This is a genomic window from Anabaena sp. UHCC 0204, assembly GCF_009711975.1.
Taxonomy (GTDB): Bacteria; Cyanobacteriota; Cyanobacteriia; order Cyanobacteriales; family Nostocaceae; genus Dolichospermum.
The window spans coordinates 194,085-210,026 of record NZ_VIKW01000004.1 but is presented as its reverse complement, the minus strand read 5'-3'; the positions used below and the strand labels follow the sequence as shown (position 1 = coordinate 210,026).

The 15,942-nt window shown below is 39.4% G+C and carries 11 protein-coding genes and 1 tRNA gene; 3 read left to right on the top strand and 9 right to left on the bottom strand.

Going from position 1 to position 15,942, the window contains the following annotated elements; translation table 11 throughout:
* Positions 1 to 2: 2 nt before the first annotated feature.
* A complete protein-coding gene (locus tag FJR04_RS05200) occupies positions 3 to 1,727 on the bottom strand; it encodes a diflavin flavoprotein (RefSeq protein ID WP_168492409.1) in 1,725 nt (574 codons plus the stop codon).
* Between the two features lie 109 nt (positions 1,728 to 1,836).
* Between FJR04_RS05200 and FJR04_RS05195 the strand changes: the two genes are divergently transcribed.
* Together FJR04_RS05195 and FJR04_RS05190 are read left to right on the top strand one after the other, a co-directional pair.
* Entirely contained in the window at positions 1,837 to 2,664 is an 828-nt protein-coding gene (locus FJR04_RS05195) for a pantothenate kinase (protein ID WP_168492407.1), read from the top strand.
* Positions 2,665 to 2,781: 117 nt separating this feature from the next.
* The gene (locus tag FJR04_RS05190; RefSeq protein WP_254445201.1) at positions 2,782 to 3,168 is read left to right on the top strand and encodes a hypothetical protein; all 387 of its coding nucleotides are present in this window, start codon (positions 2,782 to 2,784) and stop codon (positions 3,166 to 3,168) included.
* A 46-nt stretch (positions 3,169 to 3,214) separates the two neighbouring features.
* Here the strand turns inward: FJR04_RS05190 and FJR04_RS05185 are convergent, their stop codons facing one another.
* From FJR04_RS05185 to FJR04_RS05165, 5 genes are all read right to left on the bottom strand, one after another.
* The gene (locus tag FJR04_RS05185; RefSeq protein ID WP_168492406.1) at positions 3,215 to 4,699 is read right to left on the bottom strand and encodes a class I SAM-dependent DNA methyltransferase; all 1,485 of its coding nucleotides are present in this window, start codon (positions 4,697 to 4,699) and stop codon (positions 3,215 to 3,217) included.
* A gap of 12 nt (positions 4,700 to 4,711) precedes the next feature.
* Positions 4,712 to 5,524 carry a hypothetical protein gene (locus FJR04_RS05180; RefSeq protein WP_168492404.1) on the bottom strand — a complete coding sequence of 271 codons (813 nt, stop codon included), beginning with the start codon at positions 5,522 to 5,524 and terminating at the stop codon, positions 4,712 to 4,714.
* A gap of 8 nt (positions 5,525 to 5,532) precedes the next feature.
* Complete coding sequence (locus FJR04_RS05175) at positions 5,533 to 7,203, bottom strand: AAA family ATPase (RefSeq protein WP_168492402.1); 1,671 nt, start codon at positions 7,201 to 7,203, stop codon at positions 5,533 to 5,535.
* Between the two features lie 2 nt (positions 7,204 to 7,205).
* Positions 7,206 to 9,008 carry a restriction endonuclease subunit S gene (locus FJR04_RS05170; RefSeq protein ID WP_168492401.1) on the bottom strand — a complete coding sequence of 601 codons (1,803 nt, stop codon included), beginning with the start codon at positions 9,006 to 9,008 and terminating at the stop codon, positions 7,206 to 7,208.
* A gap of 408 nt (positions 9,009 to 9,416) precedes the next feature.
* Positions 9,417 to 9,488, bottom strand: a tRNA-Thr gene (locus FJR04_RS05165).
* A gap of 32 nt (positions 9,489 to 9,520) precedes the next feature.
* Between FJR04_RS05165 and FJR04_RS05160 the strand changes: the two genes are divergently transcribed.
* The gene (locus tag FJR04_RS05160; protein ID WP_168492399.1) at positions 9,521 to 9,784 is read left to right on the top strand and encodes a DUF3493 domain-containing protein; all 264 of its coding nucleotides are present in this window, start codon (positions 9,521 to 9,523) and stop codon (positions 9,782 to 9,784) included.
* 48 nt (positions 9,785 to 9,832) lie between these two features.
* Here the strand turns inward: FJR04_RS05160 and FJR04_RS05155 are convergent, their stop codons facing one another.
* From FJR04_RS05155 to infB, 3 genes are all read right to left on the bottom strand, one after another.
* A complete protein-coding gene (locus tag FJR04_RS05155) occupies positions 9,833 to 11,461 on the bottom strand; it encodes a DUF1565 domain-containing protein (protein ID WP_168492397.1) in 1,629 nt (542 codons plus the stop codon).
* Between the two features lie 346 nt (positions 11,462 to 11,807).
* A complete protein-coding gene (locus FJR04_RS05150) occupies positions 11,808 to 12,056 on the bottom strand; it encodes a hypothetical protein (protein ID WP_168492165.1) in 249 nt (82 codons plus the stop codon).
* Positions 12,057 to 12,510: 454 nt separating this feature from the next.
* Entirely contained in the window at positions 12,511 to 15,588 is a 3,078-nt protein-coding gene (infB, locus tag FJR04_RS05145) for a translation initiation factor IF-2 (protein WP_168492479.1), read from the bottom strand.
* Between the last annotated feature and the right edge of the window lie 354 nt (positions 15,589 to 15,942).

Below are 15,942 nucleotides of genomic sequence, written 5' to 3'. Positions count from 1 at the left end.
TTTTAATAGTGATTACCAACTTTGCGGTGATGTACTGCTGTCATGGCATCGGGATTGGATACTCTACCTGCGTAGGCTGTGCTGTATACTGCCCAATGATCGCCACAATCCATGCGGCTGGCGACTTCGCATTCTATGTAAGCTAGGGCATCTGTGAGGATGGGTGCGCCATTTTCTGCTGGTTGGGTTCTGATTCCTTCAAAACGATCTGCACCGGGAGCAAATCTCTTTAAGAAGTGTTTCATTAATGGTTGATAATTGCCTTCTTCAAGTACGTTAAGAACGAAGCGATCGCCTACTTGCATGAGTGATTCTATCGCTCTATCTTTGGCAACTGCGATGGAAAAGCCCAGGGGTTTAAAGCTGGCTTGACTTACCCAAGAGGCTAACATGGCGCTGGATACGTCGCCTTTTTTAGCAGTAATAATATATAAACCACCGCTAATTCTGCCCAAGGCTTTATCTAAATCGGCCGCAAGGGATTTCATAGCTTTGATGCTTTTGTCTCTTGTCACCCATTGTCCTAAGTCTGTACCCGCTTCTTCACATTTTTTATAGATGTTTTCTGTGGGTGTTTCCCGAATTTCAATCACGGGGAAAGCGACATTTAACCCCAAAGCCCGGAATTGATTTAATAGGGGATAGGTGGGTTCATCGTCTCCTCCACCAGTTTCAAAAATGCCAATTGCTTGTTTTTCTTTGGCAGAACCTAAAACGGTGCTGAGTGCCGCTTGAATGTTAGAATTACCTGAAGCTGGGGGCATTCCTACGACTAAACCGGTACAACGTCCTACCAGTTCCCGCAGTTCTTGTAATTCGATATTTGCACCCAAATCCACCATTTCTACTGCTACGCCGGTTTTAGTGATACCATTGGCAAGAGATTGGGCAAGGCGATCGCTATAACCATACTCAGATACGTAAAATATACCCACTGGGGTTTCGGCTTTGGTTTGTCCTTGACTCCAATTCCGATATCTCCCAATTAATTCCTCAACATTATGGTATAATAAGGGACCATGACCAGTCGCAACCATGCGAATAGTTTTTAATTCTCCCATTCGCTTGAGTGCAGACAGCACAGAACGGGCATTTGGACCCATTAAACAGTCGTAGTAATATTGAAAATCAGCTTCAATAGCTGCTAAGTTGTCATCAAAGGTGCTATCAGTGCAGTAATGTAAGCCGAAAGCATCGCAGGTGTAGAGAATTTGGGTTTTGTGGTCAAAGCTGAAAATGGTATCCGGCCAGTGTAAATTAGGAGCAATGACAAATTCAAATTCATGACCATTTCCTAAATCTAGGCGATCGCCATTTTTGACAATTTTGCGGTTAAATGGTTGATGTACCATATCTTCCAAAAACTGAATTGCTACTTTTGACGCAACTACAGTAATATTAGGAGCGAGTTGCAGCAAGTCTTTGACTAAACCGCTGTGATCTGGTTCTGTGTGACTGACAATTAAATAATCAATATCCTGGGGATTAATTAAACCCGTGAGAGTATCAAAATAAAGTTGACGAAATTTTTCATGGGAAGTATCAACTAAAGCTATTTTCTCACCACGAATCAAAAAAGAGTTATATGTAGTCCCATTTTGTAAGCCAAATTCAATATCAAAGCGATCGCGATCCCAATCTAAAGACCGAATTGCAGTAGTATCTTCACTAATCTCTACAGTATCTATAGTCAAACGCTTTTCTAGTTTCTCGGTGAGCAATACCATAACGCCCCTCCTTAATAAATTGAGTATTTATGCCTTTCCCCTATTGTGGCACGGGTTGAATATTAATTTTTATTAAAAAACCTATCACCCAGTTAAGAAAATTAAAACTGTGCAGAATCATCCTCCGTCAACAGACGAACAGCATTCCTATATAGCCCTAATTGTCGGTAATTCCCGCCTCCATTGGGCATTTTTCATAGATAAAACCCTATATTCAAGGGGGGATACATCCCATCTATCTGCATCTATTGTCAAACAATTAGCTCAAGATCCCACATTAGATACTTGGCTGACAGCTATCTCCCTACCTGCCAATTATCCCATTATTTCCCCTAATTCTCCTATACCCCTGATTCTGGCTTCTGTCGTTCCCTCTCAAACCGCACTTTGGCAAATTTACCCCCATTTGCACCTGATTACCTTGGAAGATGTCCCATTACAGGGAATGTATCCTACATTAGGAATTGATAGAGCTTTAGCTGTCTGGGGTGCAGGGATAACTTGGGGATTTCCCACATTGGTAATTGATGCCGGTACAGCATTGACTTTTACAGGTGCAGACGATCATCAATCCTTAGTTGGTGGGGCAATTTTACCAGGTTTAGGGTTACAATTTGCCAGTTTGGGACAAAAAACCGGACAATTACCATTATTAGAAACGGGTTTAATGACATCTTTACCACCACGTTTTGCCATGAATACATCAGCAGCAATTCAAAGTGGAGTAATTCATACTTTATTAAGTGGGATAAAGGATTTTATTACAGCTTGGTGGCAATTATTTCCTGAAAGTCAGATTGTCATGACTGGTGGTGATAGTAGTTTATTGAAAGGCTATCTTCAACAACAATTTCCAGATATAGCAAACAGATTAATTGTAGACAATAATTTGATATTTCAGGCAATTGGAAAACAGATTTTTTATTCTGGTTTGTAAATAAACTGGTGTTGTCAGAAGAAGCCATAATAGCCAGAGAATAAATTCTCTGTATCAAAGCTCAAGTCGGTTAAAACCGGCTATTTTTTGGTGATTGATTTTATTTTCAAATAATTTTTGATTTGTAGTGCGATCGCCAGATGGGAAAAGTTTCGGTTTAATCCCCCACCGTCTCGGCAACAGTTGGAGGCTTTAGCTAAGGTTGTGGGGGTTGATGCTGATAGGTTAGAGCAGATGTTACAACCTACTGGGGTGGGAATGAATCTTGAACCAATTCGGCTTTGTGCTGCTTGTTATGTGGTGTCGCCTTGTCATCGGATTGAGTGGCAGTTTAAGGTGACTCAGGGGTGTCAGCATCATAATTTAAGTTTGTTGTCTGAGTGTCCTAATTGTGGGGCTAGGTTTAAAGTTCCGGCGTTGTGGGTTGATGGGTGGTGTCAACGGTGTTTTACACTGTTTGGGGAGATGGTGAGGTGGCAGAACTCTGTGCGATCTTCGTCATAGAAGAATTTATTAAATCTGAGTTTCAGGTGTATTTTTAGTATTTCAGTTAGGTATCATTTTCAAGCGCATTCAAAATAGCCTTAAAACTGTTCAAACCTGCTTCCAGATTTTCAATAATTTCTGCTGCTAGTTCGTCGGGTTCGGGTAAGTTATCCAGACTAGACAGACTTTTATCTTTTAGCCAAGAGATATCAAGACTAGTTTTATCCCGTGTCATAATTTCTTCATAACTGAATTTACGCCAGCGTCCTTCAGTATTTGTTTCTGGATGCCAAATTTCACCGCGCTTACTCCGATCTTCAGGATTGTAGCACTGGATAAAATTTTCTAAATCTTCAAATTGAAGTGATTTTTTCTTGAGAGTATTATGGATATTGGTTCGATAGTCATAATACCAAACTTCTTTCGTCCAAGGTTTTTTTGTCGCAGGTTTATTATCAAAAAACAAAACATTTGCTTTAACTCCATGCGCGTAAAAAATGCCTGTGGGTAAGCGAAGAATAGTGTGTAAATCAGTTTTTTGTAACAAATTTCGGCGAATTATTTCCCCTACTCCACCTTCAAATAGAACGTTATCTGGCACTATCACAGATGCTTTACCAGTATTTTTTAGCATTGTAAATATGTGCTGTACAAAATTTAGCTGTTTATTTGAAGTAGTTGCCCAAAAATTTTGTCGATTGTAGGTAAAATCCTTTTTTTCTTGCTCACTTTCTCCATTAGTAGCAGTTATACTACTCTTCTTCCCAAAGGGTGGATTAGCGAGAACATAGTCAAAGCGTTGTTTAGTATCTACAGCTAGTGCATCATGAGGAGAAATAGTTGGTTCACTATTAATATCACCAATGTTATGCAAAAGCATATTCATTAAACACAAACGGCGTGTATTTGGAACAATTTCATGTCCATAAAAGGTTTCATGCTTGAGAAATTGAGTTTGTTTCTCATTCAAATTGTAGTTTTCCCTCAGAAAATTGTGGGTTTCTAAGAAAAAACCCCCCGTGCCACAAGCAGGATCAGCAACAGTCTTAAAAGGCTCAGGACGCACACATTTAACCATTACTTTAATGAGCGCACGTGGTGTGAAATACTGCCCTGCACCTGATTTAGTGTCTTCCGCATTCTTTTCTAGAAGTCCCTCATATATATCTCCTTTGACATCTGCTCCCATTGTTACCCAAGCTTCATTGTCTATCATATCAATGACGCGAGACAACATTACGGGATCTTGAATCTTATTTTGGGATTTAGTAAAAATATGACCCAAAATTCCTTTTTTATTTCCTAATTCACGCAAAAGTTCTATATAATGACTTTCCAGTTCTACACTACGTTTAGTTTTCAAACTTTGCCAATTATATTTAGCAGGAATACCCAAATCATGATTATAAGGTGGATTAGCATACTCATACGCCATTTTTAAAAAAATCAGATATGTTAACTGTTCAAGGTAGTCGCCGTAACTCACCCCTGCATCTCTTAAAATATTGCAGAAATTCCAAATCTTGGTAACAATTTGTGATGGTGTCATTAGCATTATTTTTTATTTGAAAACAAATTCAATCCATATTAAGTGGCGTTTTCCTATGATATAACGCTCAGAAAACAAGGAAAATCTCGACATTATATTTATAGCTGTTTTGAGTGTATTAAGTTTTTGTTCAAATTTTTTGATGGCTGTATTATCTCCCTTAGCAATTCTATTGAAAAAGTAGTCAGCATCGGAAATTAAATCTTCTAAATATCTTGCTAATGCTTTTCTTTCTTCAACTATTTCACTATGCTTTAAATGATAGAGTTCGATAGACACTTTTACCCTATCTTGTTCAATGTCGTTTGCTGATGGTATTGGGGATGGAGTTCCATCCTCATTAAAATCTAATAATTTAACATCAGCTTCGACACAAGGGTCAAGCAATTTAGGTATTTCGTAAGCTTCATCACCAAGTTTATATGCTCTTTTATTTTCGTCTAGTAATGGAAAGTAATTACCTTTACCACCTAGTTTATTATTATTTCCTGAATCTTTACGCCGTTTATTACAATAACCACATGAATATCTATAGTTTGTGTAATTAAAAGCAAGCCATGTATATCCAGAATGTTTAGTTCTTGCGCCAGTTACTCGCTTTTTGGGTCGGAAATGCTCAACCTCTTTATCAGACCTTGATTGTATTTCCTCGCAATACCAGCATTTTTTTCCTACAAGCATTTCTAATGCTGGTTTTAACTTCTGCCAAACGTAAGAAAAATCATCTATTTCTGCATCTCCTTGAAGAACTTCTTTCGCGGCCATATCGGCTTCATCTACCCACCCATCAGGAATTGTAATTAGAGTTAAATCTATATAGCGCATAGTAATTTTTATGAATCCTCTCTGCTTGACATAATCTGCCTCATCAGTTCGAGCGCAGCCTGACGCTCATCCTCAGTAGGCGGAATTTCTGTTGCTCTTTCTTCTTGTAAAGCTTTCTGATAATCATGACGAGCGCGAAGATACTCTTTAAATAAAGGATCACGTGCTTCATCTCGGAAACCATAGTTTTCTAACTCGTTATTCAGGTTTTCTAGCTCTTTCTTTTGAGTATCATTTAATGGCTCTTGTGAAAGTGCTAACTCTCTCTTACGTGCTAGTAGTCCTAATGTATAATTATCAAGTGCTGCTCGTATATCAAACATATCACTAGTCAAAATACCTGCATACCCCATACCACGAGGATCTTCTTCTGGAGGTGTCACACTAATTGATAAATCATCCATATCTCGTTTTAGAATCTGCACCTGCTCCTTCACCAATTCAGCAATTGCTAATGGGTTATGAGTAGTTAATAATACATGAGTTGATTTCTGGTCAATGTCAATACCTACAAATTCTTGTAAATAGTCGAGATATTTCACACTCCAATTTGGGTTGAGATGGGTATCTGGTTCATCTAGTAAAAATAGACTTTCTTCTTCAGCCGTAAAACGGAGCAAACCTAAAACTGTTAAAAGCTGCTGTTCACCTTCACTTAGCTCACGAAATGTAACTGAACCATCATTTTTACGTAACTTAACTCGAATTCTCACCTCTTCAATTAATTCTGAAACATAAGTGCTTTCTAAATCACGAAAGAATTTTCTGGGAGGTTTTTGTCCTACAAGTTCTCGTAATGTTGCTAGATCCTTGATGTAAAGATATAAAAATTCCCTATCTTTTTTATTCCATAAAGAGGCAGATTCACGGCGCTTAATCCGAATAGGTGCTAATGAAACATCATAAAGTCGAGCTAAAAAATTGCTAACTATACCACGTGCATTCCAAAAACGGTGATCTCCCACTGGAGATTTCCACGGAGGTTGACGTAATACAAATAAAACTGAATCAATTCCACTTTCTGGATCTAAACCCAATTGCTCATCCAGAAAGTTATTAACTATATCATCTTGCTGAATAATAAAAGCTAATAATACAAATTGACTGTGTATGGGTAGTGCATAAAATAATCGCCTTAGTCCAGGATCTTGACCACTACGTAGCTTTTTATCATATTTTCCTAAATATTCTCGAAAAATTTCTTCCATACGTGAACTATGACCTGAATAATAGCCAAAAATATATTTAGGTAAATATTGATCTTGCTCTTTTAGAAAACTGTTAACTGAAATGCGCTTACCTGTGTCAACTGTTGTATTCTCAAGTTCATTTTCTAGAAGTGATGTTTGGACAGGATTTATAGATGCTTCGTTATCATTAATAGGCTTTACAGAAATTTGATAAGCATCTTTAGCTCTTTTTGGATCTGCATCTATGTAAATGCTATTTTGTCGGCAACGGTAAGTAATACGGTATGAAAAAGAAGGTTTATTTTTTTCTTTCTTCTCATTCTCACCTGTGATTAAGTCACGAAAAAGAGTAGCTATGGCTTCTAGTACATTGGATTTGCCAGTGCCATTCCAACCAATAACTACAGTTACCCAATGCCCTTCGTCAAAATTAATTAAGACATTTCTCAGGTTTTTAAATTCACCAATCCATAACTGATCTAGACGCAAAGTTAATCCTCCTTTATTGAACAAATACAAAGCCAGTCTTCATCTCCTCGCCGTTCTATTTTAATACTGTCTTCTTTTATTAAATCACGAAGCTCAAAATATAGCTTTTCGATATCTTCTGTTTCTGCTCCATCACTAATACCACATTTGCGAAAAACATCTTTAGCACTTAACCAATTCTCTGCTGATTCAAGTACACTCATCAAGTTTGGCATTGTAACTATATCCTTCTTGTTCTTGTTTTTTAATGTTTTACGAATTGGCTTTGGTGTTGTTTCACGTTCTGTACGAATACGTTCTAACAAGATGCTTGCTGGTTCATCATTAGGATCTGGTGCAACAAGATGACCAGAAAAAGCTTTTTTTAAAATAGTTTGACGTAAAACTTCAGCTTTTTGCAAATTTTCTTCAATAATATTCTCCAATTCAGAGATAACAGTCATCTTACTTTCAATTTCTTCTACAATCTTTTGCTGTTCAGAAAAAGTGCATAATGGAACAGGTACATTATGTAGAATTTCTTGATTGAGATTCTGCATTGTAGTACCAATACTTTGATCAGAAAGGAAATCTTTCACGCGTTGGGAACTTAGTACATAAAAATAAAAATCTGAGTTATTTTCAGACACCAATCTTATAAATAAGCTCCCTGTACCACATAAAAAACCGTCTTCTTTTTGAGTTACAACCGCACATCTTCCCATTTCACCTCTTCGCCCTATTACTATGTCACCATTACGCATAATAAAACTGGACAACTGAGACAATTTTTCTGGACTAACAGATAAGTTCCAATCAGGCTCAATACCTTGAATATTAATATGACTGGGATTAATGATTGGTGTACCATTGGTGATGTAATCAGATTTATGTAATAGTGAACCAAATGGTCCAATTTGTATATTTTCAGCTAAAAAAGATAACTTAACCCAACACCATTCATCTGGTAACAAAGGTAATTCTTGTAATTCCTTTTTTGTTAGATGAGATAAAATTTTCGGTTTTTGTGGTTTTCTTGGCTTGGTATCTTTTTTATCAGTAGCTTCCCAAGCGTTGAAAGCTTGTTTCCATTCATTAATTTGCTGCTGATATCGCTGTTCTCGTTTTTTTTCAATACTTACTCTTAGTCTATCAGAAGTTTCTAATTGATCAGCATTTGTTTTACGCCATTGTTCTGTGAGTTTACCTTCAAAAGCTTGTTTTATAACTGCCTGTTGATAAATCTTCAGTTGGCCATAAGCAATTCTTAGATTTTTGATACCCTGATCTAATTCAGAAAAAAGTTCTTCAATTTTGATAACAATACGATGTTGTTCCTTGAGAGGAGGAAGAGGTAATGGTATATCTTCAACAGTTTGTGAAGATAAATGCTTGACAGTGACAGAAGAGGTTTCAGCGTTTATTGCATTTAGATAAGGCTGCAAGCACAAAAATAAAAACTTTTCGTAATATAGCTTTGAACAAGGCTTAATTCTACAAACTCGTTGATTCAATAGCCCTTGTTTTCCTTGCCAAAAGGCAGCATTAAAATCGCCATCCATTCCAATGAGAATGTCGCCTCTATTAACTAAGTATTCTTCTTCATACTCTCCATCATAGTAATTCTCTGTATACTCATTAGATATATCTCGAATTCTGATGAGTGGAATTCCTTTGTCTTTAGTGAAAAAATTAGATTTAAATGCGAAACCATTGTGAACTTCAGCCACATACTTCAAAATTACTCTCTCCCAATGAGGAGCTTTTGCTAATAACTGGTACTCATTTTTCTCAACTATTTCTATTGGTTTAAGTGAAAGAGCCATACTATGCGGATAATGCCTTATTTTTACAAACACGGCGAATAAGCGAAAATATTAAAATTGTATCGTTATGCAACGCTTTATACTTAAAATCATAAAGGTAGGTATACGCTTGCCAGAAACGAAAAGGAGCTACTTTAGATTGGTTGTTTTTCAGTTTATCTAACACCTCATGAACCTGAGCATTAGTAACTATACCTTAGTTCATAACTGAGATTCCAGACGATGATAAATAACATCTAACCATACAGGAATCACAGCTTTACCTTCATCAAGGGATGCGATCGCGAAACTCCGTAGGAATCGTTCTTACCCTATCAAATTATACTAAGTAACGTATAATCCAAACTACTATTGACTGTAGCTTAGTAGCCAGTGAATCTAGCCGTCAACGGTTGTTATATTACTTAAAGCCGATGATGAGATTTGAACTCACGACCTACTGATTACGAATCAGTTGCTCTACCCCTGAGCCACATCGGCGTACACAGTCAAAAATTATAACATAATTATTGATGATAAAACCAAAATCTCCAAATAATCTTAAACCTCAACAATATGCCCGTTTAAAAGCAGAAGCAGCCGCACCCTATCGTGGGTTAAGGCAATTTATCTATATCGGTGTTGGTGCTTCTGGATTTATCGGTGCATTCGTCTTCTTTTTTCAACTCCTAGCTAGACGCGATATTGAACAAGCTTTGCCTAATTTCGCAATCCAACTAGGAGTAATTGGTATGATGATATTGCTCTGGAAATGGGAAAACAGAAAGAATAAGTGACAGACAAAAGCAAGATAATATATCTCCCCCTGTCCCTCTACTCATCTTTTATTGAGCAGTAACAAGATATGGAGAAGCAATTGGTTGAGCGCGTCCAGCATTAACCAGTGCTTGATATACAAATGCGGCAATTTCCGCTCTAGTTGCTTGACGAGTAGGCGCGAGTTGTTTAACAGTAGGATAGTTAATTACTAATTGCCGAGAAGTTGCGGCTGCGACTGGACTCAGTGCATAATCAGGAATCTGACTAGCATCATTATAGAAGTTGATCACATTTTGAGTATTTGCCGTTAAACCCAAACCATTCGCTAAAGCAACTAAAGCTTGCACTCTAGGAATTTGTTGTTCTGGTTTAAAGGTTAAGTCAGGATAGCCAGATAGGAATGGACTACTAGAAGCAACTCGAATGGCACTATAAGCCCAATAATTGCTTTTTACATCTTTAAAGACAATAGCTGACCGTGTTGCTGATGGAGTGAAAGCTTTGTTGATAATGGCAGCAAATTGAGCGCGAGTTACAGGTTCATTGGGTTTAAAAGTACCATCTGGAAAACCAGCAATGATATTTTGAGCAGCTAAAGCTTCAATGTAAGCTTTTGCCCAGTAGCCTGTCTGCACATCTTTAAAAGCAGTATTACCATCGTTAGGCGTAGTAACTGTAGCAGCTACAAAATCTACAGCCCCGAAAATAAGCTTCTGATTAATATCGTTACCAATGGCTACAATCCTATTAGTTCTAGTAGCATTGTTCAAGTCATAACGAACATTATCACGGATAAGGTTGCCACCAGGACTTTCATTAGTCCCCAGGTCAGGGAGAGCATTAATCGTCACAACTACACCATCCCGTTTATTACTGCGAATGGCATTTTTACGGAGTATAGGTCTTGCAGTTTCCGAGATAAACAGGCCATCTGTGTTTTGGGTGATGTTGTTGCCCTCTATTAAAGGTGTAGAACTACCACCAATTGCTAAACCAAAACCAGTATCCTGAAATAAGTTGCTACGAATCACGCCTTGGGAAGATTTAGTAACGGAAATTCCATTGCCCTTATTTTGCAAAAAGACATTATTTTCAATTTGGGGATTTCCTGTACCTGTAACAAAAACTCCTTCTCTGAGACTGTTGCTAAATGTACTATTTTTGATGACAGGGTTACTAGATTCTACCCATACAGCAGTTCCCCGTGAATTAGGGTTAGTCAAAGTTAGACCTGTAATGGTAGTGTTATTGTTTGCTAGTAGTGTAATATCTTGCCTAGCAAAAGTGGGACTGGTATAATAACCGCCACCGATGATTAAAGTTCCTGTACCTTTGTTAGATTCGTCCCCTTGAAGTGTGATTCCTGAGTTAAGGACGAGGGGGAATGTTTCACCGCTATCTTTAGTATAACTACCAGGGGCAACTTGAATTACTGTTCCTGGTTGAGCTTGGGAAAGAGCAAAGGAAATCGTTTTATAAGGTGCTTCTGTAGTTCCAGCACCGGAAGTATCTTGTCCGGTAGCTGAGTTAACGTAAATTACAGAGGTATTGCTAGGAACTTGGGCTATTAAGTTGGGGGTAGTATCAGCCTTAACTTGACTAGGTATGAGAGTAGAACTACCAGTAATTAATAACAAAGCTGCTAGGCTGGTAGGCAAAGATAAATTAGAAATGTGAAAACCCTGATGTTTCATTTTATTACCAAATTATGTGCTTAATGATGGTACTTTCACAAAAGTCTAAGGTAACAGATGTTTATATGTAAAACCCATGAGAAACTATACCGGATGATTAGCACTTTTTCAGATAAAATTCCTATTAAAAAAATAAAATAATTTCACAATTCAGTATCTTTGAGTCCCATTTTTGAGGCTGTAAGTAGTTATAAAGCCAAAAAAGGCAAAATTTTTAGTTTTTGAAGTTTTTAGTTTTTATCCTGCTTTTCCATTCTTTGTGATTTGCTATACATAAAAATTGAGGATAAGATTTCTTATCCTCAATCCCCCTGCTGAAAGCAAGTTATCAATATTTGCCAAATGGTTAATAAGCTAAAGTTTCTAAGGTCTCTCGTAAATACATTTGTACTTGCTGATCGAGGCGTAAACTTTGTAATTGGGCATTGCATTCTAGTTGCCATCTCTGAAAACCGGAACTAGCGGAAATTGCGTGTTTCAGGTTGTGCCAAATTGGAGTATCACTAGGAAATTGCCGATAGCTACGCTCATTGCTGGCATCGCTTTTGAGATTGGTGCTATGTGCATAATTGCTAGAAGTTGGAAATTGAGCCATAATTCCTCATTCCTGATTTTTTACTTCCAGAGTTGGACAATTTGTTGGGTTTGGGGATTTTAGATTTCAAATTGATAATTTATTTCATACTCAAGACGTAAATCTCGTCACCTAAACCTAAAATTGTTAAATCTTGCTTAATCCTTTTGAGGATAATGGTTTTATACCCGGCAATTCTGTCTCATTAATTACTAAAAGCCGAATTTGTGGCGGCAAATTTATAAAAACAACTTGTTCTTAATTAAACAGGAAATTTTTTTAAAAGTTATGGAACTTGCTGGGGTGGTGAGATATCAATGGATGATCAAGCTGAGATCCAAACAAACGTTCAACTCTGTCATTTGCTATGTCAGTCCTTTTTACGGAGTGCTGAGTTTACTTTTTTGAGTGTTGAATCCTCGATAGTCTCAATTCAACACTCATCAACTCAGCACTCAACGCTGGCTGCACAGCACTATTTCGTCATAGTCAGGGTACGACGCTTAGTTACCATTTGGTAGGCTTCGATAATGTCATGTTCAACCCAGTCATGGAACTTATCAATGTTGATTCCACATTCATAACCTGCATTGACTTCACGGGCATCTTCTTTCATCCGTTTTAGGGAATCGAGAACGCCTTCAAACACAACCTTGTTACCACGGCGCACGCGTACTTTACAGTTACGTACAAGTTTACCAGATTGTACATAACAACCGGCAACTGCGCCACGTCCGACGGGGAAGACAGCACGGACTTCTGTTTGTCCTAAGGATTCTTCTACTAACTCTGGCTCTAGGAGACCTTCTAAAGCGCCTTGGATATCTTCCAAAAGTTTATAGATGATGTTGTATTCCCGGACATCTACACCTGCTTCATCAGCGGCTTGTCTAGCGCCACTGGCATAGGTGGTATTGAATCCAATGATGACAGCGTTACTAGCTGCTGCCAAGTCTATGTCTGTTTCGGTGATTTCTCCAGCGGTAGCCAGGAGCATCCGAATTTGGACTTCGTTTTGAGGAATTTGGCGGAGAGAGCCGATAATAGCTTCCACAGAACCTTGCACGTCGCCTTTGAGGATTAAGTTGAGTTCTTTCAACTCGCCTTCTTGTGCTTGTGCTGAGAGGGTTGTCAAGGTAACACGACCTTGTAACAGGCGAGATTGACGTTGTTTGTCGGCGCGATCGCTGGCTATGGAACGAGCTTCTTTTTCGTTTTCATAAACCTCGAAGTCATCACCGGCGGCGGGGACATCACTTAAACCCAATACTTCTACAGCAAAGGATGGACTGGCAATATCTACTCGCTTACCGCGATCGTTCACCATGGCTCGGACTTTACCGAAGGCTGAACCAGCAACAAGCATATCTCCAACGTGGAGAGTACCGTTTTGAATCAGCAAGGTAGCAACTGCACCCTTAGCTTTATCCAAATGCGCCTCAATGACTGTTCCTTTAGCAACCCGATTGGGGTTAGCGGATAGTTCGGCAACTTCCGACACCAACATAATCATTTCTAGCAGGGTGTCGAGGTTTTCGCCTTTAATGGCGCTGACGGGAACCATGATGGTTTCACCACCCCAATCTTCGGCTGTAAGACCGTAATTGGTGAGTTCTTGTTTCACCCGTTCTGGTTGTGCGCCTTCTTTATCAATTTTGTTGATGGCGACAACAATGGGAACATCTGCGGCTTTAGCGTGGCTAATAGCTTCGATAGTTTGGGGACGAACACCGTCATCAGCAGCGACAACTAAAACAGCAATATCTGTCACCCTAGCTCCTCTGGCACGCATAGCTGTAAAGGCTTCGTGACCGGGAGTATCTAGGAAAACAATCTGCTGTGGTTTACCTTCATGTACGATATCAACATGATATGCGCCGATATGTTGGGTAATACCGCCAGCTTCACCAGCCGCGACTTTTGTTTTCCGAATCGAGTCGAGAAGAGTTGTTTTACCGTGGTCTACGTGACCCATGATGGTGACAACTGGGGGACGGCGAATGAGGTGGTCTAAGTCGGCCACGTCAATCATTTCCGTAACTTTCCGCGCTTCAGCCTCACGTTCGGCAATTTCGACTTCTACTTCTAATTCTTTGGCAACTAGGGTAATGGTCGGAATATCCAGATTTTGGGTAATACTGACGGCCATGCCTTTCATAAACAGGATTTTGACAATCTCTGTATCGGCAATTACTAAGACATCAGCCAATTCTTGGACTGTTAATGGACCAGTGATGACTATTTGTGATGGACGATCAGGTTTTTGGTCTACTTCTTGACGACGATTTTGTTCGCGGGAAGAACTAGATTTTTTGCCTCTGGTGGGAGCAGCGACAACAGCCACTGGTGCAACACTGGAGCGAGTCCCTTTTGGTTTAGGAGGACGGGCAATGGAAAGACTAACTTGAACGGCTGTGGAAATTTCTAGACCGTCTTCATCTAGTAAATCATCTTCATCTAAATCATCGTCTAGGATTGGTTTGACCCGTTTGCCTTTGGGTCCAATCTTCGCCTTTTCTTTGATTTCGTCAATGATTTCTTCTTCTTGCCATTTTTTCCCACCTTTATTGAGACGTGGGGGTGTGGGGCGTTTTAAATCCAGGAGATCGGGAGCGACTGGTGTATTGTCTAATGCTTCCTTTTTCGCTCCTGCCGACATAGGTCTGGGTGGAGTAGCAATTGGCATAGCTGCCACTGCTTCACCGGCACGTGATGGTCTGGGGCGTTGGATGTCTGAACCACCAGGAGATGGTCTACCACCCCGCTGTTCTGGTTTAGCTGGGGATGGGGCGCGACTCGGTTTTGATGGTGCAGATGGTGAACCTTGGTCAGTTGAGGGTTTATTAATTTTACCTCGGACTGGTTGACGGTCTTCCTCTACACGCTGTGGGCGATCGCGTTTCAGGACTGGTTTTTCTAATGATCCTACCTGTTCAGGTTCGGTCGGTTTTGTCCCATCCGGTCTAGGAGGTGGAGAAGCTAATTGTGGTTTTTGTGGCTTCTCTGGTCTTGGTCTGGGATTTGCTGATTTTTCTGATTTTTCCGCTGCTACTTTTTCTACTACCGGTTGAGAATTAGATATCTGTTCCGGTTGAGTAACATTAGGTTTTTGCGGACTTTCAGATTGATTCCGGGGTACTGGTCGAGTTGGTGCCGTCGGCTTCATGGGTGAGACAGGTGTAGCGAAAGGCCGTGGAGGTGCAGGATTATTAGCTTCAGTAGTAACTAAAGCATCTGGGGTGTTAGTAGTAGTGTTTCTCAATATTTTGGGTTTACGAATTTCCAGAATTTGCTGTTTGTGATTTGCAGCTAGTTTAATATCTTGAGAGCCGCTGTGAGATGAATTTGGTTTATGGCCGTTTGTACCTTGTTGCTTTTTCGTGGCCGCAACTTTTTCGGCTGCGGTACGAATTTGTTCAGCTTCAGATTCAGAGATCGTACTGCTATGGCTTTTGACCGCAATATCGAGCTGGTCGCAAATTGCTAGTAGCTCTTTGTTATCCAAATTCAATTCCTTTGATAAGTCATAGATTCTAACTTTGCCGTTGTTCATCCACTCTTTCCCCTTTAATTTACAGTTTTAGCGGATGGTTGCCTGGTTTGTGACATCTCCACCCTTTGATCACTGTTTTTTCGGTTGCCCTTGGTGATATCGCCGGTGCCTCCAGTTAGGAAAGAGAGATGTTTCGGGTTAATGCTGGCATCTCCACCAGAAATGATGGTTGATGCCTAACTGCGCCTTGGCGCTACCAGGTTGCCATTCTTGATTTTTTTTGTTTTGCTGATTGGTGAGTTTTCCACAACACGATCAAGAAAAACTTGTGGGGAGTAATACTTTGTGTTTTCCCAGAAAAGGGAAATTGAAAAAGCTGTTTACACCCATTTACTATTTTGGCACTAACTTGAG

What these genes read in the sequence shown, in the direction of transcription:
- FJR04_RS05200 (WP_168492409.1), bottom strand. Translation starts at nt 1,727, where the DNA reads ATGGTATTGCTCACCGAGAAACTAGAAAAGCGTTTGACTATAGATACT.
- FJR04_RS05180 (WP_168492404.1), bottom strand. Translation starts at nt 5,524, where the DNA reads ATGCGCTATATAGATTTAACTCTAATTACAATTCCTGATGGGTGGGTA.
- FJR04_RS05155 (WP_168492397.1), bottom strand. Translation starts at nt 11,461, where the DNA reads ATGAAACATCAGGGTTTTCACATTTCTAATTTATCTTTGCCTACCAGC.
- infB (WP_168492479.1), bottom strand. Translation starts at nt 15,588, where the DNA reads ATGAACAACGGCAAAGTTAGAATCTATGACTTATCAAAGGAATTGAAT.
- FJR04_RS05170 (WP_168492401.1), bottom strand. Translation starts at nt 9,008, where the DNA reads ATGGCTCTTTCACTTAAACCAATAGAAATAGTTGAGAAAAATGAGTAC.
- FJR04_RS05150 (WP_168492165.1), bottom strand. Translation starts at nt 12,056, where the DNA reads ATGGCTCAATTTCCAACTTCTAGCAATTATGCACATAGCACCAATCTC.
- FJR04_RS05160 (WP_168492399.1), top strand. Translation starts at nt 9,521, where the DNA reads ATGATAAAACCAAAATCTCCAAATAATCTTAAACCTCAACAATATGCC.
- FJR04_RS05185 (WP_168492406.1), bottom strand. Translation starts at nt 4,699, where the DNA reads ATGACACCATCACAAATTGTTACCAAGATTTGGAATTTCTGCAATATT.